Origin of the sequence: Limnobaculum eriocheiris, from assembly GCF_021010575.1 — a bacterium.
Taxonomy (GTDB): Bacteria; Pseudomonadota; Gammaproteobacteria; order Enterobacterales; family Enterobacteriaceae; genus Limnobaculum; species Limnobaculum eriocheiris.
Window position 1 is genome coordinate 1 of the sequence record NZ_JAJNAG010000049.1, and the last position, 24,484, is coordinate 24,484.

Below are 24,484 nucleotides of genomic sequence, written 5' to 3' on the forward strand. Positions count from 1 at the left end.
TTGCGAACCCATCTTAAACGGTTGACCCGCAAGACTATCTGCTTCTCAAAGTCAGAAGAAATGCACGATAAGATCATCGGATGGTATCTGACGATCAATCATTACCACTAAATCTGCGTCACGACCGGAAAGTGAGAAAATTGCTGATGCAGAGAAAGCGGGCGTAAAAAGTGTGCCGGCTCTGGTACTTGGTGATGAAGTTTTACATATCAATTTTGGCGCCAGCCTGAACGATCTTAAGTAATTGAATCGAAAAAATGGGCGCTATCATAGCGCCCTGTATTTATCATTATTTATGTATTAGCTATTTCAGTTCATCAACCATATTCGCTGCATAGCCAATATAGTTTGCTGGTGTCATTGCCTTCAGACGCGTTTTTTCATCTTCAGGTAATTCCAGCTTATCGATAAAGAGTTTCATATCTTCAGCGGTAACGCGCTTACCACGGGTTAACTCTTTCAATTTTTCGTAAGGTTTCTCGATGCCATAGCGACGCATCACGGTTTGAATAGGTTCCGCCAGAACTTCCCAGTTATGGTTCAGCTCATTCTGAAGGTTACTTTCATTCACTTCCAGCTTGCTGACGCCTTTCATGGTGGATTGGTAAGCAATCAGCGCATAACCAATACCAACGCCCAGATTACGCAGCACGGTAGAGTCCGTCAGGTCCCGCTGCCAGCGGGATACCGGGAGTTTAGACGCCAGATGGCCCAATACGGCATTTGCTAATCCTAAGTTACCTTCGGAATTTTCAAAGTCGATAGGGTTCACTTTATGAGGCATGGTTGAAGAACCAATCTCTCCGGCGATAGTTTTTTGCTTAAAGTGATTCAGAGCAATGTAACCCCAGATATCACGGTCAAAATCCAGCAGGATGGTATTAAAACGGGCAACGCAGTCAAACAGTTCAGCAATATAGTCATGCGGTTCAATTTGCGTGGTATAAGGATTCCAACTGATGCCTAACGAAGTTACAAAACTCTCACTAAACTGGTGCCAATTTACTTCAGGGTAGGCCACCATATGAGCATTATAGTTGCCTACTGCACCGTTAATTTTACCCAAAACTTCAACCTGACTCAGTTGCTTATATTGACGTTCCATACGGTAAGCAACATTAGCAAACTCTTTACCAATAGTGCTTGGCGTTGCCGGTTGGCCATGGGTACGGGAAAGCAGAGGGATATCCCGATATTGCGTGGCCAGATTTTTTATTGAATCAATAATTTCACGCCAGGCCGGTAATAACACCGTTTGACGGGCAGTCGATAACATCAGGGCGTGGGAAAGGTTATTGATATCTTCAGAAGTGCAGGCGAAGTGAATGAACTCTGAAATTGCCTGTAACTCAGGAATCGCTGCCACTTTTTCTTTGAGGAAATACTCTACGGCTTTAACGTCGTGATTAGTGGTTCGCTCAATGGTTTTAATTCGCAGGGCATCGGATTCACTGAAGTCAGCGACAATTTTATCAAGGTAATCGTTTGCTTCTTTGCTAAAAGCAGGAACTTCTTTGATTTGTGCGCAATCAGCCAGTTTTTGTAGCCAGCGAACTTCTACGGTAACTCGGAATTTAAGCAGGCCAAATTCGCTGAAGATTGAGCGTAATGAACTGACTTTATCTCCGTAGCGTCCATCAATTGGGGATACGGCGGTCAGTGAAGATAATTCCATCAGTAAGACTCCTGAAGTCTGAAAGTTTAACGATGAGCAACAATTTCTCTGGCCTGCTGTAACAGGCGATTGCGTGAAAACATAAATTGCAGGCGACTTCCACCAACCTGCTGCCAAAGTACCGTGGCGCGAATACCGGCTAACAGCGCCGCACGAACTTTAGCCTGAACCAGTGGTTTTTGCAGCGCCTCTGGAGAGCCCGTTACCTGAATGCGCGGCCCCAGAGGGCTAACAATATCAACATAGATACTGGCAAGGGCGCTGATAATGGTTTCTGATTCAATATCAAAATGCGCCAGTTGACGATCGAGCAGGCTGATTCGGGTAGATAGATCATTTAGCGCTTGAGGATTCGCAGAAAGTTTACGTTCCAGCACCATCAGACTAAGCACATAACGAGTGATTTCTGCGCTAAGTTCCTGGCGATTATTCGTGAGCACGCAGGGTAAGGTATCCAGCCCGACGTTCAGGTCGCTTTCATGTCCGAAAACAGCCAGAGTAGAGGGGGAATCTGTCACCAGAATGCTTTTTAGCGAAACAGAAAGGGCATCGTTATCACACTGACCGTTGTGGGCCAATTGCTGAACCAGACGCGCTGACTGGGCGATACCCGCCAGCGCTACGGTAATATCATAATAATTTTTTGCCACAATTAATCCTGTAAACGTTTTTCAATAACACCACCGCCAAGGCAGACTTCATCCTGATAAAAAACGGCAGATTGTCCTGGGGTAACGGCTGCTACGGGCTCGTCAAAACGAACTTCAATACGATCCGGACCATGGGGGATCAGGGTACAAGGAATATCCTGCTGACGATAACGAGTTTTAACCGTACAGCGGAAAGTTGCGGTGACTTCATTGCGGTCGACCCAATGTAACTGTTGGGCAATCAAACCCGTGGAAAACAGGCTGGGATGGTCGTGACCCTGTGCAACAATCAGACGATTGTTAATAAGATCTTTATCAACCACATACCATGGATCTTCACCACCGTCTTTCAAACCGCCAATACCTAATCCTTTGCGTTGACCCAGAGTGTGATACATCAATCCCTGATGGGTGCCAACGTTATCTCCATCGACAGTAACAATCTCACCCGGTTGTGCCGGTAAATAACGGGCGAGAAAGTCTTTAAACTTGCGTTCACCAATAAAGCAAATTCCCGTAGAGTCTTTCTTTTTCGCCGTGGCTAAATCTAACTGTTCTGCAATTTTACGAACTTCTGGTTTTTCCAGTTCGCCTACAGGAAACAGGCTTTGAGCAACCTGCTCATGGCTCAGGGTATAAAGAAAGTAACTTTGATCTTTATTTGCGTCTACGCCGCGCAACAGGCGACTTTTACCATCAACATCCTGACGGCGCACATAGTGGCCGGTAGCGATATAGTCTGCACCAAGGTCTTCTGCGGCGAATTCCAGAAATGCTTTAAATTTGATCTCTTTATTACACAGAATATCCGGATTTGGCGTTCGACCCGCTTTGTATTCAGCCAAAAAATGTTCGAATACGTTATCCCAGTATTCCGCAGAGAAGTTGATGGTATAGAGTTCAATCCCTAATTTATCGCAGACCGCCTGAGCATCTGCCAGATCGGTGGCAGCAGAACAATATTCATCGGAGTCGTCTTCTTCCCAGTTCTTCATAAATAAACCGGCCACCTGATAGCCTTGCTGTTGTAGCAACCAGGCTGAAACGGAGGAGTCAACACCGCCGGACATTCCGACAATGACTTTTTTCTGGCTATTATCTGACATGGGGCTCTCGCGTACTGTTATGACCAGGGTGATACAAAATATATTGTTGGGACTGCTTTGCAGCGCAGCATTTTAGCACGTTGATAACGCTGGCGCACCGCTTAACATAAACGCTTTTTCGCTATTTAAAGTTTTCCAGTATTGAAAGGGGGTAGCGTTCAGGTTTCAGGTAGCGAATCATACTTTCTCTGACTAAAGGAGAACGCAGATTAGGCGCATGAATAATTTCCTCTGCGGTTAACCACAGACAGCGGTCAATATCGCTATCGTGAGGTTGAGTTTCGGGTATTTCAGGTAAATCAATGACAAAGGTAAAGCGGATAAACGGCGTGCCATCGCCGGCGATCCACTGATAAATTTGTAGCAGGGATTGCGGTGCCGCATTAATGCCTGTTTCTTCCCATAGTTCCCGTTGTGCGCCCTCTAATAATGTTTCATGGGCTTCCAGATGACCAGCAGGTTGATTTAATGTCGGCAAACCGTGGATCCGTTCTTCTACCATCAAAAATCGATTTTCAGCCTGAACCACACAGGCCATGGTGACATGGGGTTTATATTGGTCGTCAGACATATTTCACCTCTTTCCATTCGCCAGGGGCAAGATCATCAAGATTCCAGTTATGCAGACTGTATCGGATTAACCGTAGGGTTGGAAACCCAACATGAGCCGTCATTCTGCGAACCTGACGATTTCTTCCTTCGTACAGGGTGATTTTTATCCAACTGGTTGGAATGGTTTTGCGTTCGCGGATCGGCGGATCCCTTGTCCATAGCCAATCCGGTTCAGGAATGAGTTCTGCACCTGCCGGAAGAGTTGGCCCGTCGTTTAAAATGACACCATTACGCAATTTTTCCAGCGCTTCAGTGTCAGGAATTCCTTCCACCTGGACTAAATAGACTTTTCCTGTTTTATGTTGCGGTTGTGTTAATTCCGCCTGCAATTTGCCGTCATTTGTCAAAACCAGCAGGCCTTCGCTATCGCGATCCAGCCTTCCTGCGGCATAAACACCGGTTACAGGAATATAATCTTTTAAGGTTTTTCTGCCGGCTTCGTCAGTGAATTGTGGTAACACATCATAGGGTTTATTGAACAGAATTACGCGCCGTGAGCCTTTTGACGCACGGTTGACGGTTTTTTGTCTTCTGCCAGTGGCAGAATTTTTTTTAGTTGCTAGCTTTAACATGACATTTCGCGTGTTGAATCGTTAAATCATTATACTTGAAAAAGTTTTTGATTGGCGGACTGAAAGTATTCAAGTAGTATCATGTGTGCATCTTACAAAAAATTAACAAACATGTCCTCAGAGGAGAGTTTGATGGAAAGCAAAGTAGTTGTTCCTGCCACAGGTAAAAAAATTACAGTTAACGCTAATGGCAAACTCACAGTTCCGCAAGATCCTATTATTCCCTATATTGAAGGCGACGGTATTGGTGTTGATGTAACGCCTGTCATGATTGATGTTGTTGATGCAGCAGTAAAGAAAGCTTATGGCGGCGAGCGCAAAATCTCCTGGATGGAAATCTATACTGGTGAGAAATCAACTCAAGTATATGGTAAAGACGTCTGGTTACCTGATGAGACGCTGGATTTAATTCGTGAATATAAAGTCGCTATTAAGGGTCCTTTAACAACGCCTGTTGGTGGTGGTATTCGTTCTTTGAACGTAGCACTACGTCAGCAGTTGGATCTCTATATTTGTCTGCGTCCGGTGCGCTATTTTGAAGGGACGCCAAGTCCGGTTAAACGCCCCGATCTGACCGATATGGTGATTTTCCGCGAAAATGCGGAAGATATATATGCGGGTGTTGAGTGGAAAGCGGGCACCGCTGAAGCAGATAAAGTGATTAAATTCCTGCGTGAAGAAATGGGTGTAACCAAAATTCGTTTCCCGCAGCAGTGTGGTGTCGGTATTAAGCCGTGCTCGGAAGAGGGAAGTAAACGTCTGATTCGTGCCGCAATAGAGTATGCCATTGATAACGATCGTGACTCCGTTACGCTGGTGCACAAAGGCAATATCATGAAATTCACCGAAGGCGCTTTCAAAGACTGGGGTTACCAGTTAGCGAAAGAGGAGTTTGGCGGTGAACTGCTTGATGGCGGTCCATGGTTAAAGGTGAAAAATCCTAAGACGGGTAAAAGCATTATTATCAATGATGTTATTGCGGATGCTTTCCTGCAGCAAATTCTGCTGCGTCCGGAAGAGTATGATGTTATCGCAACCATGAACCTTAACGGTGACTATATTTCTGATGCGCTGGCTGCACAGGTTGGCGGTATTGGTATTGCTCCGGGAGCCAACATTGGTGATGATTGCGCACTGTTTGAAGCGACTCACGGTACAGCACCAAAATATGCCGGTCAGGATAAGGTTAACCCAGGTTCAGTGATTCTGTCGGCTGAAATGATGTTACGTCATATGGGCTGGACTGAAGCAGCTGATTTAATCATCAAAGGCGTGGAAGGGGCAATTAAGAATAAAACTGTCACTTATGACTTCGCCCGTATGATGGATGACGCTAAAGAGCGCTCCTGTAGCGAGTTTGGCAAAGATGTGATTGCCTGCATGTAATTGCTAAAAGTGTCACAAATATTAACGGGAGCCTGAGTGCTCCCGTTTTTTATTGTTAGCTTGCTATCTATTATCAAAACATTGATGTTATCCGTGGTGATGTACCAGTATGAGGTTACTTCACGTATTACCAATCTCATCAGCCATTATTAACTCTTATGCTTTAGGCTATCCGGAGCTTAAGGACAAAGCCTCAATCAAAGCAGAAGAAGACCTTAGGAAGTTAGTCGAATCAATAGATCTTCCGCAAGGGCAAGTTTCTTACTCTATAGCGTTTGGTTCACCCAGAGATGAGATTGCGGTTGTAGCCAGTGAGGTGGCAGCGGATTTGATTGTTATTGGATCGAGGCGACCAAATATTACCACTCACCTATTAGGCTCAAATGCATCAGGTATTGTGAGATACGCGAATACTTCTGTTCTGGTAGTAAGATAAGAATGCATGTTTGATGAAAATACAAAGCCACCTGACGGTGGCTTTGTGGTTGGGGAAGATCAGCTATAGCTGCCCCAGTTCGCTTTAGTAAAAAGTTGGCTTTGATAGTTCATTAACCAACTGATTAAGGCGAGAAAACATTGATTTCATCGTTTTCATATTTGTACCCTCCTTCAAAGTTTTAATGTGATATTTATCACGAAATGATGCTGTGACTGTGATTTTAGTCACATAATGATAAACATCAATAGATGGAGCGAACTTACATTTTTTGAGTTGTACAAATAACAGAACAAACTGGACAGCTAAAATTACAGAGCCTGTTTGGCTTTATTAAACGATACCGGTAGGTAAGTTAATGGTTTTGTTATGAAAGGAAGCAAGTAAACAGGTTATACCTGAAGCAGGGTAATACAGGCTTGTTGATTAGCGGCAAACGCAATAAAGCGAGTGGTTAACCCGGCCCAAAAAAGAGCCTATCTGTTGACTGCTTCTTCCATCGGGTCGATGCCAGATAAATTTAGTTAGTTACTTTTCATTCGCAACGTGAGGTAGCTTACCTAAGCGGTAAGGATTACTTCGATAAAAGTCAACACGCTGTTTAAAGTACTCCCGAAGACTGATGGGAATTAACGCTTCAATTTCACGAAAATTGAACGGCATACCGTAGCGTTCTTTATACGCAACCCCTGATGCATGTAGATCAACATCAACCTTTTCACGCTCTTCTTTTGGAAGGTCTGCCAGATTGTAGCTCATACCTAAACTCCTCTATATTTGACCGCTATTATAGCTTGTCTTTCGGGTGATTTCATTGTGTTAGTTTTATTATTATTTTTCTGTGTCTGCTTATCTATTATTAAGACGTCCGAAGAGTGAAAAACACTCTTTTCACAATATCGACCATTTTAGTAATTGGGAATATTATCGATATTAGTTAATCATTATGCTTACTTATAGTAATAATTGCTTTTAGTTAATGCTTTTAATTAGTGGTTAGTCAGTTTTCCCACTAATTTCGAGCTTGGCTATGCCTGCTGTTTATTCTTTTTTAAAGGTTATTGTTATTAATTTTTAATTACTTTCTGTTTAATTTTTTCATTTTGGCTTGGTCTGGGACGGCGCTCTGTAGCAATGGTTTTATTTCTTTTATATAAAAAGAATATTTGTTTTTCAATAAATATAAAAATGTGATCTATTATTGATATGAGTTCTGTTACTGTTTGTTTTTTATGTATTTATTTTATTTTTAATAAATTATTTTTACGTGTTTAAATAGGTTTTTGTTTTCTTTGATACTGTGAGTGTATTTTGAGTGCGGTTGTTTAAAATACATACCGAGGTAATTTTATCTTTATTTTTTTAAATATTCATTATAGTCCTTTCGGATTCTAATTGAGTAACGGATGCTTATGGTGAGATAGCTCTGTGCTCTTTATGCTTTTAGCATTATCTGGGTTGTTAAAAGTTTATATATTAGTTTGTTTGAGGTTTTTCTTATATTACTTAGGATGTTCAGGCCTCCAGGTGTAAGAAGACAATGTTAATTGAAAACAATATTGTTGTACGATGATTTATTTTAATGAAATAAGTTGGTGCAATAATATTTATCAATAGGGATATTTTAGATATGTCGATAGTTAATTCGAAATTGAAACCGTTATCTGTTTTTGTAGCAAAAGCTTTCCCTGCGGCGGCTTTGCTTATGACTGTTGGTTACACTAGTACTGCGAATGCGAATTTAGTTATTGCGAGTCCAACTAATGAAGCAGCTGTAACTGTAACTACAACAGGAAACTTGTCTCTTAATGGGCCTGATGGTGAGTATGTATCTTATACTAACGTACATGGCTTGTTTGCTAAAGGCGGTGTAATGGTTGAAGGCGCTACTGCGGATGTTACTGGTCAGGTTAAGAATATCTACACCTTTGACGGTAATGGTCTCCAGGCGACTCAAGGCGGTACAATTACACTTAATAGCAATTTAATGATTGATTCAGGTTCCGATGTAACTATTTCACTTGTCAATTATTTGCCTGCAATTTCAAATGTCACAGTATCTGCTACTCCTGGCAATGGCGCAGGTATTTATGTTGATGGAGTAGGGAGTGCTGTAACTCAATCGGCTACGACAACGATTAATACTCACGGTGCATCCAGTACCGGTATCATAAGCAAGTCTGGCGGCGCGGTAAGTCTGAATGGGCTTACGAAAATTAATTCTGCAGGAACCGGTATCTCTGCTACCGATGCTGGCAGTAAAATTAATTTAGCGGGTGGTGCAGAAATTACATCTGCTCAATCTGCTGTTTATGCTAAAGATGGTTCAGAAATCGCCATTGGAAACAGTAGCCAAAGAAGTAAATTAACCACAACTTCTGCTTCAGATCTGATCTTGCTGGAAGGTGCTGGTAATACGGGTAAATTAAGTTTTATCAATTCAGAACTGAGTATTGCGAGTGGTAATGCGGTTAAAGCAACCGGTGGTGAGTGGAGCTCAACATTTGCAGATTCTAAAATCACTGGTGATATGAATACAGAGGGTAGTGCTAAATTAGATACTACCATGAACGGGTTCAGAATTTACCGGTAAAGCAAATGGTGATATCAAGTTACAGGCGACAGACACGACCTGGAATATGACTGATTCTTCAAGCATTACCTCTTTAAATATGGCAAACAGCTCGGTGAAGTTTGCTGTACCAACCGGCACCACCTATAACCGAGTGTTAAAAACCGGCAGCCTGTCAGGTAGCGGTGATTTCTACATTCACACTGAACTGAATGAAGGTAACACCAGCACCAACTCTGACCTTATTCACGTAACGGGAGATGCAGAGGGTAATCACCGTCTGTTTGTTACCACTTATGGTTCTGGTGCATATACCGTTGATGACGGTATTAAAGTTGTTCAAATTGACGGTAACAGCACTTCTAAGTTTAGCTTAGGTAACAGCGTTAAGATCGGCGTATATGAGTATACCCTGTTTGAAGGTAACGCCGCTGGTACTGATGGTAACGACTGGTATTTACGTAATGAGATACTTCCACCTGTAGAGGCGCTGCCAGTCAATCCGGATACTGGATTACCTGTTATTCCTGAAGGCTTACCGGATAACTATCGTCCGGAAATTCCAGGATATGCAGCAGCACCTTATGTCAATATGCTGTACGGTTATCAGACCGTTGGTACCCTACATGAGCGTATGGGCGATACTCAGCAAATCTCTAAAGGTGTAGACAATAAGACCTAGGGCCGTTTCGGTGGTTCTCACTTAGAGTCCACGGCTGGTCGTTTCAATTATGATGTTGATACCATGTTTGCTCAGTTTGGCCGTGATATTTATCAGGGAACGACTGAGGCAGGTACTGATGTTACCGGCGGTTTAACGGTAACTTTAGGCCAGGAACATACTAAGGCTAAAGATACTCAGCGTACAAATGTCAACACCGGTGATATCACAACTAATGCCTATAGCATCGGCGGTTACTATACTCGCTATGCTCAGGACGGTGGTTATATCGATGCCGTATCTCAGTTTACTTACTACGATAATAGCTATAACAGCGAGCTTGATGCCAGCCAGAATAGCTATGGTGTAGTTGTTTCTCTGGAAGGCGGCAAACCATTTACCGTGACTGAAAACTGGAAAATTGAACCACAGGGTCAATTAGCTTATCAGTACCTGAAATCAGAAAGTTTCAATGATGGTATTTCTAAAGTTGAAGGTGATGATTATAACGGTGGTTTAGCGCGTGCCGGTGTTCGTTACTTCCGCGACCAGGCTATGGACAAAGACAGTGAAATCTTCAAGCCTTATCTGACGCTGGATGCGGTCTCTACCATTGGTAGCGATCCAACGGTTAAAGTTGGTGATACTAACTTTAAAGCTGATTTCGATTCTACCTGGTGGCAAGCAGGCGCTGGTATCACTGCAAACGCCGCTAAGAACACGTCGTTCTATGTGGATGCAAAATATCTGCGCAGCTTCCAAGGTGATTTAGATGGCTATACTGTACATGCAGGTGTTCAGGGTCGTTTCTAATCATTAACATATAGTAGAGTGTTCTATCTATATTTTTTCGGCCTCCTCTGGAGGCCGTTTTTTATAATATTTTCGGTCATTACCGAAGCGCCGTAGTGCTCCCTGCTGATTCGGGCTATAATCCTCCCAATATTTAATTAGTTGTTGTTAATGCTTTCCGGCTATATGGACAGGTATCATGGATTCAGAGTCAATTTTTCGCATAATTATTCTGGTTGGTTGTCTGGTACTGGCGTCCAGAGGGACACGATTCCATCTACGCTATTTTTTAATTGCGATTGCAGCTATTGCAGGCTTGACGCTGATTATTGATGCTTTTCACTTATCGTAAAACTTGAAACAGCAGGATTATCCCACTCATACTGAAAGCATCTGACTTATGCTTATTTTTATATAAGAGGCACTTATGGCTGAAGAGACTATTTTTAGTAAAATTATTCGTCGTGAAATTCCGTCAGATATCGTTTATCAGGATGAACTGGTAACGGCATTCCGGGATATCTCTCCACAGGCTCCAACCCATATTCTGATTATTCCTAATATCTTGATCCCAACGGTAAATGACGTGAAACCAGAACACGAGCAAGCGCTGGGGCGAATGATGATAGTGGCTTCTAAAATTGCTGAACAGGAAGGCATTGCTGAAGATGGTTATCGTTTAATAGTCAACTGTAATCGCCATGGCGGTCAGGAAGTTTACCATATCCATATGCATTTGTTGGGTGGTAAAGTTCTTGGGCCAATGCTATCCCGCTAACTGGAGCTAAGAATGAAAAAGATTTTATTTTTGGGGTTAGGTTTAGCTGTGTTAGCCCTTGCTGGTTGTCAGGGATCTAAACCTCAACCTAAGCCGCCGGTAGTGGTAACGCCACCACCACCGCCAGTTCAACCGCCATATCAGCCTCCGCCAACGCCACCAACGTTGCCGCCACCGGAGGCACCGATTAACTGGATGGCCAGCGTACAGCCGCTAGTTAATAAAATGGTGAGTGCTTCCGCAGCAGAAACTGACAGCGGTATTTTATTGTTGAATCAGGTAAAAAATAACACTTCCGGCAGCATCTCAACGGTAGATGCGACGGATGCATTAAAAGAAGCCATGCAGTCTAACAGCCATTTTGAGCTGGTACCGGAAAGTAAGCTCAATGAGGCGCGTCAGGCCCTGGGGTTGCAAGGGGATGACAGTTTAATTTCTCGGGCAAAAGCAGTCAGTTTAGCGCGTTATCTGGGGGCTAAATATGTGGTTTATACGTCTGCCAGTGGTAACCCAAGTCTGCCGGAAATCATGATTCAACTGTTGCAGACTTCAACCGGCGAAATTATCTGGTCTGGTCAGGGCAACACCCAGCGTTGATCGGTTGAATTGCTATCCGACTCATCTGGCTAAAAGGCTAAATCTGCGTTGTGCAGGTTTAGCCTGTTTTTATAACGGGACCGTTGTTTTAAACATAATGAATTAAATAACCCGTTCAGATTTATATTCATTCAAAGTATTAAAAGTGAGGTTAATGTGGGACCAGTGATGTTAGATGTTGTCGGCTATGAGCTGGATGCCGAAGAGCGTGAGATACTAAAGCATCCTTTAGTGGGTGGTTTGATATTTTTTGCGCGTAACTTTCACGATCCTAAGCAATTAGCCGAACTGGTTCGTCAGGTCAGAGAGGCTTCACATCACCGACTGTTAGTGGCAGTGGATCAGGAAGGCGGCAGGGTACAGCGTTTTCGCGAAGGATTTACGCAATTACCGGCTCCACAATCATTTGCGGCACTATTGGAAGATCGTCAGGCTGAGCAGATGGCTCAGGAGGCCGGCTGGCTTATGGCGGCAGAGCTGACCACGATGGATATTGATATTAGCTTTGCCCCTGTACTTGATGTTGGCCATACCAGTGCGGCAATCGGCGATCGCTCATTCCACAGCGATCCGGAAGTTGTCATGCTGATGGCCAGTCAGTTTATCCAGGGAATGAATAGTGCCGGAATGCGAGCGACCGGTAAGCATTTTCCAGGACATGGCGCAGTGTCTGCTGATTCCCATAAGGAAACACCGATAGACACCCGTAGTTATCAGCAGCTATTTGATAAAGATATGTCGGTATTCCGCCATCTGTTTTCTGCCGGGTTGCTGGATGCGGTCATGCCTGCCCATGTGATTTATCGGGAAGTGGATCCTCGTCCTGCAAGTTGCTCTCCTTACTGGTTAAAGAATATTTTGCGCCAACAATTAGGTTTTAGCGGCGTAGTATTTTCTGATGATATGTCGATGGAAGGGGCTGCCATCATGGGAAGTTACGCCGAACGAGGACAGGCCGCGCTGGATGCCGGATGTGACATGATTCTGGTATGTAATAACCGACAGGGTGCAGTGAGCGTTTTGGATGGATTACCTGCTGATATGCGTATCCATGCTGAACGTATTGTTCCGCTTTATCATAAAAATAAGATGACGCGCCGCGACCTGCTGGCATTACCACGCTGGAAACAGGCGAATAAACGGCTGACTGAGTTAAGTGAACGCTGGGAACAGCATAAGCAGCAGATAAAAGAAAGACAGGGCTGAATCAATAAAAGGGTTGAACAGAAACACGCTTTTTGGGCAAGATAAGGTAATGACGTCATACACCAGTAGGCAGTGGGGCTAAATATGATTATTTATTTACACGGTTTTGATTCAACCAGTCCGGGGAATCATGAGAAGGTCTTACAGCTACAGTTTATTGATTCGGACGTGCGATTTATCAGTTACAGTACGCGTCATCCGCGTCATGACATGCAGTATTTACTAAAAGAGACAGATAAGGCCGTTCAGCAATCGGAGGATAACTCGCCGTTGATTTGCGGTGTAGGGCTGGGAGGCTTTTGGGCTGAAAGAATCGGTTTTTTGTGCGGTATTCGCCAAACAATTTTCAATCCGAATCTGTTTCCTCATGAGAATATGCCCGGAAAGATCGACCGTCCTGAAGAGTATCTGGATATTGCGACCAAGTGCGTGGATGAGTTCCGTACTAAAAACCAGGATAACTGCTTAGTGATTCTCTCCCGCCATGACGAAGCCCTGGATAGTCAGCGTAGTGCTGAGGTGCTTAGTCCTTATTACCCATTGATTTGGGATGAAAAGCAAGGACATAAGTTTAAAGAAATTTCGCCTCATCTACAGGCTATAAAAGCATTTAAGCAACGATAATGTTGCTTTCGGATAATCAGCCGGCAGCTCGTTTTGACTGCCGGTTTTTTTATGCCTGCTGTTCCGTTAAAACAGTGAAAGTGTGTGATTTTAGCATAAATTGATTTACATCAATTTTGGTATGACCAAATGCCCAATTATGATATTCTGTCTCCAATATAGTAATGAGAATCAAATCGAGCTGTTGTTTTAAAAGGCGATGAGAGAAAGCCATTACCCGAATTCGTGGTTTATTTTTTAGTGGGATATTAACGTGGAAACAGAAACTAAAAAAATTGTCATTGTTGGCGGCGGCGCGGGTGGTCTTGAGCTTGCGACCAGTCTGGGTAAAAAACTGGGTCGTAAAGGGAAGGCGGAGGTTACGCTGGTGGACCGCAATCACAGTCATTTATGGAAGCCTCTACTGCATGAAGTGGCAACCGGTGCACTGGATGATGGTGTGGATGCATTAAGCTATCTGGCTCACGCCAGAAACAACGCTTTTCGCTTTCAGCTAGGTACGCTGATCGATATTAATCGTGACCAGAAGTTTATTCGTCTGGGGCGGATTGATAATGAGCAGGGGGAGGTGCTGGTACCTGAGCGCAATTTATCTTATGACATTTTGGTTATGGCACTGGGTAGCGTCTCCAACGATTTTGGTACAGCCGGTGTTAAAGATCACTGCATCTATCTGGATAATCCAAAACAGGCACAACTTTTCCATAATAAAATGCTGAACCTGTTCCTGAAGTTTTCTTCTCAGCCTCATGAAGAAGAACGCGTCAATATCGCTATTGTTGGCGGTGGCGCAACGGGCGTTGAACTTTCTGCTGAACTGCACAATGCGGTTAAACAATTGCACAGTTACGGCTATCAAGGGCTGGATAGTAAAGCGCTAAACGTTACGCTGGTTGAAGCAGGGGAACGTATTCTACCTGCGCTGCCGGTACGTATATCTTCATCAGCTCATCAGGAGTTGAGCAATCTGGGCGTTAACGTATTAACCAAAACTATGGTAACCAGCGCGGATGCGAATGGATTACACACTAAAGACGGCGAATTTATTAAAGCCGATCTTCTGGTTTGGGCTGCGGGTATTAAAGCGCCTGATTTTATGAAAGATATTGCAGGTCTGGAAACTAATCGTATTAACCAACTAGTGGTTGAGCGAACATTACAGACTACCCGCGATCCGGCTATTTTTGCTTTAGGCGACTGTGCGAACTGTATGCAGGATGATGGCACGCCGGTTCCTCCACGGGCTCAGGCAGCACATCAAATGGCAACGTTGTGTTACCACAATATAATGGCGCTGCTTAATGGTGGAACGTTAAAAAGCTATCGTTATACTGACCGGGGTTCATTGGTTTCATTGTCGAAGTACAGCACCGTTGGCAGCCTGATGGGGAATCTGACCAAAGGTTCTATGATGATCGAAGGGCGACTGGCTCGTCTGGCCTATATTTCTCTGTACCGTATGCATCAGGTTGCGCTATTTGGCTGCGTGAAAACCGGATTGATTGTACTGGTGGGAAGTATTAACCGGATTATTCGACCAAGGCTGAAGTTGCATTAATTGCTTCGTTAATTACCAGATTAGCAGGGGAATTCAGTTAATGGCTGAATTCCCCTTTAAGTTAACCCGTTATCAGCACTAATTAATCAAGATGCCAACCGGTGCTGTTCGAAGTTCTTCAGCAATTCACTGATAAACTCCAGACGCTTTATTCTGTCGGTTAAGTCGATATTAAACTTCAGTTTGGTTGGACCATCCAGACGGTAGCGCTGTGGCTGTTTCTGGAGCAAACCAATCAGATAGCTTGGGTCGACATGATTGCGTTCACTGAACTCAATAAATCCTCCTTTTTCATTACCCTCAATGCGTTTAATTCCCAGCGTTTTGGCACGCTGGCGTATGGCTGCGGTTTGTAACAGGTTACGGGTTGCATCGGGTAACAGACCGAAACGGTCAATCAGTTCAATTTTCAGTTCGTCCAAATCATCTTCAGTTATTGCACTGGCGATACGTTTGTAGAACGACAGGCGGGTATTAACATCCGGCATATAGTCGTCTGGCAGCAGTGCAGGTACCCGAAGTTCTACGTCGGTCTGGCTTTGAGTCAGATCTTCTAATGAGGGTTCACGGCCATCTTTCAGCGCTTCTACCGCACTTTCCAGTAACTCCATATACAGTGAGAAACCGATAGTGGTGATTTGACCGCTTTGGTCTTCCCCCAGTAACTCCCCGGCACCACGAATTTCCAGATCGTGAGTTGCTAATGCAAAACCCGCACCCAGATCTTCCAGTGATGCAACGGCTTCCAGACGTTTAACCGCATCAGTGGTCATGACTTTTGGATGCGGTGTTAACAGATAAGCGTAAGCCTGATGGTGAGAACGCCCCACACGCCCACGTAACTGATGAAGCTGTGCCAGCCCAAAACGGTCAGCACGCTCAATAATGATGGTATTGGCATTGGGTATATCAATACCGGTTTCAATAATAGTGGTACATATCAGAACGTTAAAACGCTGATGGTGGAAGTCGGACATCACCCGTTCCAGATCCCGCTCATGCATCTGACCATGACCAATGGTAATACGAGCCTCTGGCACTAACTGAGTCAGATGTTCTGCTGCTTTGTTAATGCTGGCTACATCATTGTAGAGATAATAGACCTGCCCGCCGCGCAGAACTTCTCGCAATATAGCTTCGCGAATAATCAGATCGTCATACTCGCGGACAAAAGTTTTTACCGCTAAACGACGTGCCGGCGGCGTAGCGATAATCGACAGATCGCGCATACCGCTCATGGCCATATTTAAGGTCCGGGGAATAGGCGTGGCGGTTAAGGTCAGAATATCCACATCGGCACGCATGGCTTTAATTCGTTCTTTCTGGCGTACACCAAAGCGATGCTCTTCATCCACAATCAACAATCCTAAATCTTTCCAGCGCAGATCGCTCTGAAGTAATTTATGGGTGCCAATCAAAATATCAATTTTACCTTCAACGGCAGCTTCTAAAATTTGCTGCTGTTCTTTAGCGGTTCTGAAGCGTGACATCACCTCAATACGCACCGGCCAGTTAGCAAAACGATCGCGGAAGTTATCATAATGCTGCTGGGCTAACAGCGTGGTTGGCACCAGAATAGCCACTTGCTTATTGTTCATAACGGCAAGGAATGCCGCGCGCATTGCGACTTCGGTTTTACCAAAACCCACATCGCCACACACTAAACGATCCATGGCGTTAGCCCGGCACATATCCCCTAGTACAGCACCAATGGCATTGGTCTGATCCGGCGTAGGTTCATAAGGGAATGATTCGCAGAATTGCTGATACTGTTCGCGATCCTGTTTAAAGGCAAACCCGGGCTTAGCTTCACGGCGGGCATAAATATCCAGTAGTTCTGCCGCCACATCGCGTACTTTTTCTGCCGCTTTCTGCCGCGCTTTACTCCAGGCTTCGCCACCCAATTTATGCAAAGGGGCATTTTCTTCAGCCCCGCCGGAATAACGGCTGATTAAATGCAAAGAGGAGACGGGAACATACAGTTTATCTTCACCGGCGTAAGTCAGGATCAAATATTCTGCTTTAATGCCACCGGCTTCTAATGTGGTTAGCCCGGCGTAACGGCCAACGCCATGCTCAAGGTGAACCACCGGCTGACCCGGACGAAGTTCCGCCAGATTACGTACCAGAGTATCGGTATTGATTGCCCGCCGATTATCCTGACGGCGAGTTATAATACGTTCACCTAACAGATCGCTTTCACATATAACGGAAAGCTGATTGTTATTATCCAGGAAGCCATGCTCACAGCCGCCAATCATCAGATATTGGCCGGGTTGCCGGGCCTGAGTTAACTCATCAATCAACACCGGGCGTAGCTTAATGCGCGCTAACAGCTCTTGCAGGGTTTCTCTACGGCCTTCACTTTCCACCGAGAAGACGACTTGCCCCTGAAAAGATTCAATAAAGCGGCGCAGGTTATCTAATGGCGATTTATTTTGATGCTGAACGGCAATATCCGGTAGCGGTTGATAATCCAGATTCAGATTGCCTGCTTTCTTGCTAACGCTTTCATGGTCAAGCTGAATACGGGGCCACTGTTTTAATTCTGCAAATAGCCGATCGACGCGTAACCACAGGCTATCCGGCGGCAGAAGAGGGCGCATTGGATCAACGCGACGGTTCTCAAAACGCTGCGAAGCATCCACCCAGAAACGCTCGGCGGCCTGTTCGATATTTCCCAGGCTGACCAGCAGCGTATTCTCTGGTAAATAGCTAAACAGAGCGGGTAGCGGTTGGCTGAAAAATAGCGGTTGCCAGTATTCAATACCGGCAGGCCAGACGCTTTTAGAAACCTGTTGGTATACATGTTCCGCATCACGCCGTACTTCAAATTGCTCACGCCACTGGCTACGGAATAACTCAATGGCATTCTTATCGGTGGGGAATTCGTGAGCCGGTAACAGATTAATATGGTCTACTTCATTCAGGGTGCGTTGAGTATCCACATCAAACAGACGGATGCTGTCGATCTCATCATCAAAAAAGTCCAGACGATAAGGCTCTTCACTTCCCATCGGAAAGAGATCTAACAATGCTCCACGGGTAGCAAATTCACCGTGTTCCAGCACTTGATCTACCGAGCGATACCCGGCCTGTTCCAGTTGCGCGCGCAGATTATCCCGCGACAGACGATCGCCTTTCTTTGCTACCAGCGCATGCCCCATTAAAAATGAATGAGGACAAACTTTCTGCATCAGGGTATTAACCGGCAGAATCATCACACCATCTTGCATCTGTGGTAGTTGATACAGACTGGAGAGGCGAGAAGAGACAATCTCCTGATGGGGGGAGAAACTGTCATAGGGTAAGGTTTCCCAGTCAGGCAGCGCGGTCACGGGCTTACGGGTAAACTGACGCAGCTCATCGTTAATTCGCAGAGCCTGCTGCATATCCGCAGCAATTAACAGAACCGGACCAGCGTGCCGGTTAATAATTTCAGCACTGATAACGGCAATGGAGGAACCATATAAATGACCAATCTGACGCAGGTCACCCGGGCGCTCTGGTAACGTAAAACGATGTTGAAGGGACATACTGTAATAAAATCTCTTTATCTGTCAGATGATTAAACCCGCAGGGATGGACGCTAAAAGCGCTATCCCATATCAATCTGGCTGAGTGTGTACGACGTTGTGCATCATGGCACTGGTCATGATGGGATCTATATTAATCTAATCTATGGGGTGTTGTCCGGTGAAATAAGATTTAAATCTGTGTAAAGGTTTGGGTGACAGGGATTTTTCCATTGGTATATCAATGGTAAAATCCGCCCGGAAGAAATATCGGCAGATAAGCGCTTAAAGATTCCATAAAGTGCCATCAGCCTTTATTATCCCTGAGCGATAATGCAATGAAAGCGTATCGTCACAATACGATGATTTTTATTACTGGCTGACTGACTTATCCGGAAGTACCCGCAGGTAAGCGTCCATAAAAAGAGTAAATAGATCTTAATGTATCAACCCGTTGCGTTATTTATAGGTCTGCGCTACATGCGTGGAAGAGCGTCAGACCGGTTTAGCCAGTTCGTATCCTGGTTGTCCACCATTGGTATAACCCTCGGTGTGATGGCATTGATTACCGTATTATCGGTGATGAATGGTTTCGAGCAGGAGCTGGAAAAGAATATTTTAGGGCTGATGCCACAGGCACTGGTCACGACCAGGCAGGGGAATATCAATCCTCAGGAACATCCGGTTACCCAGTTAACTTCTCTGCCTGGTGTCACACGCATTGTTCCGTTAACCACGGGTGATGTCATTTTACAAAGTGCCAAAGGGCTCTCTGTTGGCGTGATGTTAGGTATTAATAAAGAAGATAACGATCCACTGGCGGGTGCAGTTTATGGTGCCCATGTTGCCCAGTTAGAGCCGGGTAGCTATCGGGTGATTCTGGGTGAGAAGCTGGCGGAACAGTTGGGTATAAAGCTGGGAGATCAGATTCGAATCATGGTGACCGGAGCCAGCCAGTTTACACCGATGGGGCGTATTCCCAGCCAGCGTTTATTTACGGTTATTGGTACCTTTGCTGCCGGTAGCGAAGTGGATGCCAGTGAACTTCTGGTCAATCAGCAGGACGCTTCCCGTTTAATGCGTTATGCCGCGGGTAATATCAGCGGTTGGCGTTTGTATATGCAAAAACCGTTGGATGTGGTTTCCCTCAGTCAGCAGCTGTTGCCAGAAGGTCTGGTGATGAAAGACTGGCGGGAGCGTAAAGGTGAACTGTTTCAGGCAGTACGGATGGAAAAGAATATGATGGGGCTGTTGATTGGCCTGATTATCGCCGTAGCTGCATTTAATATTGTCACTTCTCTTAGCCTGCTGGTAATGGAAAAACAGGGGGAAGTCGCCATTTTAAAAACCCAGGGGCTTAAGCGCCGGCACATTATGAGCGTCTTTATGGTCCAGGGGGCCACCGCAGGCATTATTGGCGCATTGCTGGGTTCGTTATTAGGTGTGCTGCTGGCCAGTAACCTGAATGTACTGATGCCGTTTATTGGACGTTCCCTGTCCGGAGCGGGTTTACCTGTGGTTATCAATTATTCTCAGGTAATCATTATTGCGCTGTTTTCTATGGGACTGGCGCTGCTTTCCACGCTTTACCCTTCCTGGCGGGCTGCCGCCGTACAACCCGCAGAGGCATTACGCTATGAATAATTCTTTGTTACTGCAATGTGTAAACCTTTGCAAAACCTATCAGGAAGGCAAACTGAAAACTGAAGTGTTGAAAAACGTTGCTTTCTCAATGGCCCCTGGTGAGCTAATGGCGATTGTTGGGAGTTCTGGTTCGGGTAAAAGTACGTTATTGCATCTGCTTGGTGGACTGGATGCACCCACCTCCGGCGATGTGATATTTAAAAGCCGCTCCTTAAGCTCAATGAGTCCAACAGCCAAAGCCGAACTGCGTAATACACAACTGGGATTTATCTATCAGTTTCACCATCTGTTGCCAGATTTTACCGCGCTGGAAAATACGGCGATGCCACTGATGATTGGACAGGTGAAACCTTCTGAAGCGGAAGATCGTGCCAGAGCCATGTTGGCGGCGGTTGGGCTGGAAAAACGCGCTGCACATCGTCCATCAGAACTCTCCGGTGGAGAGCGCCAGCGCGTGGCAATTGCCCGGGCGCTGGTTAACAACCCGGCACTGGTACTGGCGGATGAACCAACGGGAAATCTGGACCAGCGTACCGCCGACAGTATTTTTGAACTGCTGGGAAATCTGAATCGTCAGCAGGGTACCGCATTTCTGGTGGTGACTCATGACTTGAAACTGGCCCGTCGCCTCGATCGTCAGCTTGAAATGCGTGACGGTCACCTGAATCAGCAGTCAATGATGCTGGAGGCTGAGTAATGTCTGCTGCGTCTCTGTCATTAAAGATCGCACTTCGTTTTAGCCGCGGGCGTCGCCGTAGTGGAATGGTATCGCTGATATCCATTATTTCGACTATTGGTATTGCACTGGGTGTGGCGGTATTGATTATTGGCCTGAGCGCCATGAATGGATTCGAACGTGAGTTAAAAAACCGCATTCTGGCAGTGGTGCCTCATGGTGAAATTGAGGCCATCGATCAGCCATTTAATGACTGGCCTGCTGCCTTGAAAAAGGTTGAGCAAACGAGCGGTGTGGCTGCGGCCGCGCCCTTTATTTCATTCACTGGTCTGGTGGAAAGCGGCACTCAATTGCGGGCTATTCAGGTTCGCGGTGTTGAACCGGATCAGGAAGAAAAACTCAGCGCCTTGCCGCAGTTTGTGCAGGATAATGCCTGGAAGTCGTTTAAAGCCGGTGAGCAGCAACTGATTTTAGGTAAAGGCATTGCAGACGAGCTAAATGTAAAGCAGGGAGATTGGGTGACAGTGATGATCCCAAGCAGTGACCCAAGCGGTGAGATGAAAATCGGTCAGCCGCAGCGCATTCGTCTGCATATTGCGGGAATTTTACAGTTAAGTGGAATGCTCGATCATAGCTTTGGTATGGTACCTCTGAGCGATGCCCAGCAATATCTGGATATGGGAAACAGCGTTACCGGTATTGCGTTTAAAGCGAATGATGTTTTTACTGCTAATGTCGTCTCTAAGCGCGCGGTAGAAGCGACAGGAAAATATGCCTATTACCGCAGTTGGATTTCAACCTATGGCTACATGTACCGCGATATTCAGTTAGTTCGCAGCATTATGTATCTGGCGATGATTCTGGTGATTGGTGTTGCCTGTTTTAACATCGTTTCAACTCTGGTGATGGCGGTAAAAGATAAAAGCTCCGATATTGCGGTGCTGCGAACCCTGGGGGCGAAAGATCGGCTGATTCGTTCGGTATTTATCTGGTACGGCTTAATGGCAGGGTTGATCGGCAGTATCAGTGGTGTGGTGGTAGGCGTGATTGTATCCATGCAGCTTACTAATATCATTAAGGCGATCGAAAACATGATTGGGCACCATTTCCTGTCGGGCGGCGTCTATTTTATCGATTTCTTACCGTCAGAATTACATTTGCTTGATGTGGTTAGCGTGTTGGTGACGTCGATTATTCTGAGTCTGATAGCCAGTTGGTACCCGGCAAGGCGAGCCAGCCGTATCGATCCTGCGCGCGTATTGAGCGGACAGTAACCTGATAAGTGAGAAGGGAAGGAATATGTACTACGGTTTTGATATGGGCGGTACCAAAATAGAGTTCGGTGCTTTTGATGAACAACATCACCGTCTGATTCAGAAACGGGTGCCTACTCCTCGTGATGACTACCCGACCTTATTGAAGGTATTGGCTGAGTTAGTTATTGAAGCTGATAGTCAGTTGGGATGTCAGGGCAAAGTGGGTATTGGAATTCCCGGTATGCCTGATGGCGAAACCGGAAAACTGTTTACAGCCAATGTTCCCGCGGCGATGGGTAAACCGCTGGCTGCGGATCTGGCGGCCTTAATTCAACGTCCGGTGCGAATAGATAATGATGCCAACTGTTTTGCTTTGTCCGAAGCCTGGGATGGTGAGTTTCGTCAATACGCCAGCGTATTAGGCATTATTCTGGGTACCGGCGTGGGTGGTGGTATCGTTATTAATGGAAAAACCTTTAGCGGTCGTCATTATATTGCCGGTGAGTTTGGTCATCTGAGACTACCGGTTGATGCGCTGGAAGTCTTGGGTAGAGATATTCCCCGGGTAGCCTGTGGCTGTGGTCATGCGGGCTGTATCGAAAACTATATCTCTGGCCGGGGATTTGAATGGGTGTATCAGCATTTCTTTGATGAAAAATTACCGGCTCAACAAATTATACAGCATTACCGTGCGGGAGAGGCGAAAGCGGTTGAACACGTTGAGCGTTTCCTTAATTTACTGGCAATTTGTCTGGCCAATATTTTTACCGTGCTTGATCCACATCTGGTGGTGCTTGGCGGTGGATTATCTAACTTTGATGAAATGTATCCTTTGTTACCAGAGCGAATTAAGCCACACTTATTAAGCGTGGCAAAAGTACCTCGCATTGAAAAAGCCCGCTGGGGCGATTCTGGCGGTGTTCGTGGTGCCGCGTTTTTAAATTTATTGGATTAAATCCGGGTAATAAAAGGAGTTTGTAGCAATGCGAGTTCATCGCCGTCTGTTTCGTTCCAGAGTGAAACATATACGACATCAGCGTCACCGTATGCGTTATTACCACAGCGTTCTTTGTTCTGTCTGTGAAGAGGTGAAAGCCAGACAGAATCCATCGGTAGTGGTACTAACCGGCGCCGGTATTTCTGCTGAATCAGGAATACGTACTTTCCGCGCTTCAGATGGGTTATGGGAAGACCATCGTATTGAGGATGTTGCTACTCCGGAAGGCTTTGAAACTAATCCGGAACTGGTTCAGACTTTCTACAACGCCCGTCGTCGCCAACTGCTTAATCCTGACATTCAACCTAACGAAGCACATAACGCGCTGGCTAAACTGGAAGACTTTTTGGGCAATAATTTTCTGCTGATTACGCAAAACGTCGATAACTTACATGAACGTGCCGGTAATATGCGAATTATCCATATGCACGGTGAGCTGATGAAAGTTCGTTGTACCAAATCAGGTAGGGTCAGCGAATGGAAAGGGGATCTGTCGGTTAACGATCGCTGTGACTGCTGCCAACCTCCACAGCCTATGCGTCCACATATTGTCTGGTTTGGTGAAATGCCGTTTGAAATGGATAAAATCAATCAGGCTATCGCTGAAGCGGATTATTTTATTGCCATTGGCACCTCAGGGCATGTTTATCCCGCCGCCGGGTTTGTACGCAGTGCTCGTTTATATGGCGCACATACGGTAGAGCTGAATCTGGAAGAGAGTCAGGTTGGCAGTAGCTTTACGGAAAAGCATTATGGTTTAGCCAGTGAAGTGGTACCGAAATATATTCAGGATACCTTTTTAAATACCAATGCGACTGATTGTGTAAAAAAACAATGATGGTAACTTGTTAATAAATAAGTGATTATAAATTTGTTATTAAATCTTAATTATTTGATATACCCGATCATCTTTAACTAAAAAATCAATTAAAAAGGCAAGTTGAGATGAACAATAACCTGATATTTTCGGTTAATGCATCAGAGTATCCGGAAGTTACCGAGCTATGGGAATGCTCTGTCAGAGCCACTCATGCCAGTCGTGCTGGTGTAAGTATCCCATCAAAACGACCCATTCACTTTTAGAGATCTTCTGACATACTGATTATGTCCCCTGAGGAGATCACCATGCGTAAAATCCGATTCACAGAGCACCAGATAATCGCCGTCCTTA

At 45.3% G+C, this 24,484-nt stretch carries 22 protein-coding genes and 3 pseudogenes; 18 read left to right on the top strand and 7 right to left on the bottom strand.

Annotation, left to right across the window (positions count from 1 at the left end; genetic code table 11):
- Window positions 1-111, top strand: a 111-nt coding sequence (locus tag LPW36_RS15245; protein ID WP_230607651.1) for an IS1 family transposase, incomplete at its 5' end; no start/stop codon positions are given.
- A gap of 31 nt (window positions 112-142) precedes the next feature.
- A pseudogene (locus tag LPW36_RS17880) lies at window positions 143-244 on the top strand (thioredoxin family protein); the annotation flags it as partial.
- A 60-nt stretch (window positions 245-304) separates the two neighbouring features.
- On the opposite strand, the gene purB reads toward LPW36_RS17880, so the two are convergent.
- From purB to rluE, 5 genes are all read right to left on the bottom strand, one after another.
- Window positions 305-1,675 carry an adenylosuccinate lyase gene (purB, locus tag LPW36_RS15250; RefSeq protein ID WP_230610987.1) on the bottom strand — a complete coding sequence of 457 codons (1,371 nt, stop codon included), beginning with the start codon at window positions 1,673-1,675 and terminating at the stop codon, window positions 305-307.
- A 26-nt stretch (window positions 1,676-1,701) separates the two neighbouring features.
- A complete protein-coding gene (hflD, locus tag LPW36_RS15255; protein WP_230610989.1) occupies window positions 1,702-2,325 on the bottom strand; it encodes a high frequency lysogenization protein HflD in 624 nt (207 codons plus the stop codon).
- A 2-nt stretch (window positions 2,326-2,327) separates the two neighbouring features.
- The gene (gene mnmA, locus LPW36_RS15260; RefSeq protein WP_230610992.1) at window positions 2,328-3,431 is read right to left on the bottom strand and encodes a tRNA 2-thiouridine(34) synthase MnmA; all 1,104 of its coding nucleotides are present in this window, start codon (window positions 3,429-3,431) and stop codon (window positions 2,328-2,330) included.
- A 121-nt stretch (window positions 3,432-3,552) separates the two neighbouring features.
- Window positions 3,553-4,002, bottom strand: coding sequence for an NUDIX domain-containing protein (locus LPW36_RS15265; protein ID WP_230610995.1), 450 nt, complete (start codon window positions 4,000-4,002; stop codon window positions 3,553-3,555).
- Window positions 3,995-4,615 (bottom strand): 23S rRNA pseudouridine(2457) synthase RluE, encoded by a 621-nt coding sequence (gene rluE, locus LPW36_RS15270; protein ID WP_268991744.1) that lies wholly within the window; start codon window positions 4,613-4,615, stop codon window positions 3,995-3,997. The genes LPW36_RS15265 and rluE overlap by 8 nt, the downstream gene beginning before the upstream one ends.
- Before the next feature lie 132 nt (window positions 4,616-4,747).
- Between rluE and icd the strand changes: the two genes are divergently transcribed.
- Together icd and LPW36_RS15280 are read left to right on the top strand one after the other, a co-directional pair.
- Window positions 4,748-6,001: an NADP-dependent isocitrate dehydrogenase gene (gene icd, locus LPW36_RS15275; protein WP_230610997.1), complete on the top strand. Its 1,254-nt coding sequence runs from the start codon at window positions 4,748-4,750 to the stop codon at window positions 5,999-6,001.
- Between the two features lie 109 nt (window positions 6,002-6,110).
- Window positions 6,111-6,437 (top strand): annotated as a pseudogene (locus tag LPW36_RS15280) (universal stress protein); the annotation flags it as partial.
- A gap of 528 nt (window positions 6,438-6,965) precedes the next feature.
- Here LPW36_RS15280 and LPW36_RS15285 read toward each other — a convergent pair.
- Window positions 6,966-7,196 (bottom strand): DNA polymerase III subunit theta, encoded by a 231-nt coding sequence (locus LPW36_RS15285; protein ID WP_230611000.1) that lies wholly within the window; start codon window positions 7,194-7,196, stop codon window positions 6,966-6,968.
- Between the two features lie 871 nt (window positions 7,197-8,067).
- Between LPW36_RS15285 and LPW36_RS15290 the strand changes: the two genes are divergently transcribed.
- The 8 genes and pseudogenes from LPW36_RS15290 to LPW36_RS15325 all read left to right on the top strand — a co-directional run bounded on the left by LPW36_RS15290 (window position 8,068) and on the right by LPW36_RS15325 (window position 15,225).
- Window positions 8,068-9,030, top strand: coding sequence for a hypothetical protein (locus tag LPW36_RS15290; protein WP_230611003.1), 963 nt, complete (start codon window positions 8,068-8,070; stop codon window positions 9,028-9,030).
- A gap of 46 nt (window positions 9,031-9,076) precedes the next feature.
- A pseudogene (locus LPW36_RS15295) lies at window positions 9,077-10,483 on the top strand (autotransporter family protein).
- Between the two features lie 178 nt (window positions 10,484-10,661).
- Window positions 10,662-10,814 carry a hypothetical protein gene (locus LPW36_RS15300; RefSeq protein ID WP_230611005.1) on the top strand — a complete coding sequence of 51 codons (153 nt, stop codon included), beginning with the start codon at window positions 10,662-10,664 and terminating at the stop codon, window positions 10,812-10,814.
- 75 nt (window positions 10,815-10,889) lie between these two features.
- Window positions 10,890-11,240 (top strand): purine nucleoside phosphoramidase, encoded by a 351-nt coding sequence (gene hinT / locus LPW36_RS15305; RefSeq protein WP_230611008.1) that lies wholly within the window; start codon window positions 10,890-10,892, stop codon window positions 11,238-11,240.
- 12 nt (window positions 11,241-11,252) lie between these two features.
- Window positions 11,253-11,837, top strand: coding sequence for a penicillin-binding protein activator LpoB (lpoB, locus tag LPW36_RS15310; protein WP_230611012.1), 585 nt, complete (start codon window positions 11,253-11,255; stop codon window positions 11,835-11,837).
- A gap of 156 nt (window positions 11,838-11,993) precedes the next feature.
- The gene (gene nagZ, locus LPW36_RS15315) at window positions 11,994-13,043 is read left to right on the top strand and encodes a beta-N-acetylhexosaminidase (RefSeq protein WP_230611015.1); all 1,050 of its coding nucleotides are present in this window, start codon (window positions 11,994-11,996) and stop codon (window positions 13,041-13,043) included.
- An 84-nt stretch (window positions 13,044-13,127) separates the two neighbouring features.
- Window positions 13,128-13,667, top strand: coding sequence for an alpha/beta hydrolase YcfP (gene ycfP, locus LPW36_RS15320; RefSeq protein ID WP_230611018.1), 540 nt, complete (start codon window positions 13,128-13,130; stop codon window positions 13,665-13,667).
- A gap of 253 nt (window positions 13,668-13,920) precedes the next feature.
- Window positions 13,921-15,225, top strand: coding sequence for an NAD(P)/FAD-dependent oxidoreductase (locus LPW36_RS15325; RefSeq protein WP_230611021.1), 1,305 nt, complete (start codon window positions 13,921-13,923; stop codon window positions 15,223-15,225).
- A gap of 86 nt (window positions 15,226-15,311) precedes the next feature.
- On the opposite strand, the gene mfd is transcribed toward LPW36_RS15325, so the two are convergent.
- Window positions 15,312-18,761, bottom strand: coding sequence for a transcription-repair coupling factor (gene mfd, locus LPW36_RS15330; RefSeq protein ID WP_230611025.1), 3,450 nt, complete (start codon window positions 18,759-18,761; stop codon window positions 15,312-15,314).
- Between the two features lie 420 nt (window positions 18,762-19,181).
- On the opposite strand from mfd, the gene lolC reads away from it, so the two are divergent.
- The 6 genes from lolC (at window position 19,182) to LPW36_RS15360 (ending at window position 24,396) form a co-directional block, all read left to right on the top strand.
- A complete protein-coding gene (gene lolC, locus LPW36_RS15335) occupies window positions 19,182-20,384 on the top strand; it encodes a lipoprotein-releasing ABC transporter permease subunit LolC (protein ID WP_230611029.1) in 1,203 nt (400 codons plus the stop codon).
- The gene (lolD, locus tag LPW36_RS15340; protein ID WP_230611033.1) at window positions 20,377-21,081 is read left to right on the top strand and encodes a lipoprotein-releasing ABC transporter ATP-binding protein LolD; all 705 of its coding nucleotides are present in this window, start codon (window positions 20,377-20,379) and stop codon (window positions 21,079-21,081) included. Before lolC ends, lolD begins: the two co-directional genes overlap by 8 nt.
- Window positions 21,081-22,334: a lipoprotein-releasing ABC transporter permease subunit LolE gene (lolE, locus tag LPW36_RS15345; protein ID WP_230611037.1), complete on the top strand. Its 1,254-nt coding sequence runs from the start codon at window positions 21,081-21,083 to the stop codon at window positions 22,332-22,334. The genes lolD and lolE overlap by 1 nt, the downstream gene beginning before the upstream one ends.
- Window positions 22,335-22,359: 25 nt before the next feature.
- Window positions 22,360-23,271 carry an N-acetylglucosamine kinase gene (nagK, locus tag LPW36_RS15350; protein ID WP_230611040.1) on the top strand — a complete coding sequence of 304 codons (912 nt, stop codon included), beginning with the start codon at window positions 22,360-22,362 and terminating at the stop codon, window positions 23,269-23,271.
- Between the two features lie 28 nt (window positions 23,272-23,299).
- On the top strand, window positions 23,300-24,151 hold the full coding sequence (gene cobB / locus LPW36_RS15355; RefSeq protein WP_230611043.1) for a Sir2 family NAD+-dependent deacetylase: 852 nt from the start codon (window positions 23,300-23,302) through the stop codon (window positions 24,149-24,151).
- A 107-nt stretch (window positions 24,152-24,258) separates the two neighbouring features.
- Window positions 24,259-24,396, top strand: a complete 138-nt coding sequence (locus LPW36_RS15360; protein WP_230611046.1) for a hypothetical protein — start codon at window positions 24,259-24,261, stop codon at window positions 24,394-24,396.
- Window positions 24,397-24,484 lie beyond the last annotated feature (88 nt).